The sequence below is a fragment of the Oleiphilus sp. HI0132 genome (assembly GCF_001635845.1).
The window spans coordinates 1-1,058 of the sequence record NZ_LWGJ01000970.1 but is presented as its reverse complement, the minus strand read 5'-3'; the positions used below and the strand labels follow the sequence as shown (position 1 = coordinate 1,058).

The window sequence follows — 1,058 nt, the reverse complement described above, 5'->3', positions numbered from 1 at the left end:
GTTGTCATCTTTGCGTCACCGAAGACTTGGCTCCACTCTGAAAAGCTTAAGTTAGTCGTGATAATCACACTTGTTTTCTCATATAGTTTGCCTAGCAAGTGGAATAGTAATGCGCCTCCCGTTTGACTAAAGGGCAAGTAACCAAGTTCATCTAAGATAACCAAGTCTGTATGGCTTAACCTGTTCGCAATGCGTCCCGCTTTACCTTCGAGTTTTTCTTGTTCAAGTTGATTCACAAGTTCAATGGTCGATAAGAAGCGCACTCGTAGTCGGTGGTGTTGGATGGCTTGTACGCCTATTGCCGTTGCTAAGTGAGTTTTACCCGTGCCAGGGCCTCCTATAAGTACGATGTTGTGGCTGCCTTCGATGAACTCACAGCGATGAAGCGCTTTGACAGGCGTTTCATCTACACTGCTTTGATTGAAGTCAAAGCCAGCTAGGTCACGGTAGGCTGGGAACCTTGCATGCTTCATCTGATAAGCGATTGATCGCACTTCTCGATCTGTTACTTCAGCTTTGATCAAGGCTTCAAGAATGGGCTGTGCTTGAAGGTAAGATGGCCCGGCTTGCTGTGATAGCTCCATAACACTGTTGGCCATACCGTGTAGTTTGAGTTGTTTGAAGGTGTGGATCATGGTTTCAATGTGCATAAGGATGACCTCTTAGTTGATCGTAGCGTTGTGTGTTGGCAATAGGTTCTTCGTTTAGAATGAGAGAGGGTGGTGTTAGCAAAGGCTCAGGTGTTTCCTGTTCGATGAGTTGGCTCAAACAGTTCATTACATGCTGTTTTGAGGGGTGCCCGCATCGCAGAGATTCCTCAACCGCTTGCTCAACCAGCTGTTCGTCGTGATGAAGTACCAAGGCCAATATCTCGACCATTTCTCGATCACCACCTTGTCGTCGAAGTAAATACTTTTGAATGGACTTGAAGCTGTCTGGCAAGGTCTCGAACGGTGCGCCGTTACGCAGTGCTCCTGGTTTGCGTTGAGCCACGGCTAGATAATGTCTCCATTCATACTTGGTGATACCTGCATCATGCTTGCGATTGAAGATACGTC

1 protein-coding gene and 1 pseudogene are annotated in these 1,058 nt (G+C 47.0%); both read right to left on the bottom strand.

What is annotated here, in order from left to right; translation table 11 throughout:
• Nucleotides 1-650, bottom strand: a 650-nt coding sequence (gene istB, locus A3766_RS10980; RefSeq protein ID WP_068642196.1) for an IS21-like element helper ATPase IstB, incomplete at its 3' end; no start/stop codon positions are given.
• Nucleotides 640-1,058 (bottom strand): annotated as a pseudogene (locus A3766_RS31040) (IS21 family transposase); the annotation flags it as partial. The pseudogene A3766_RS31040 and the gene istB, both read right to left, overlap by 11 nt.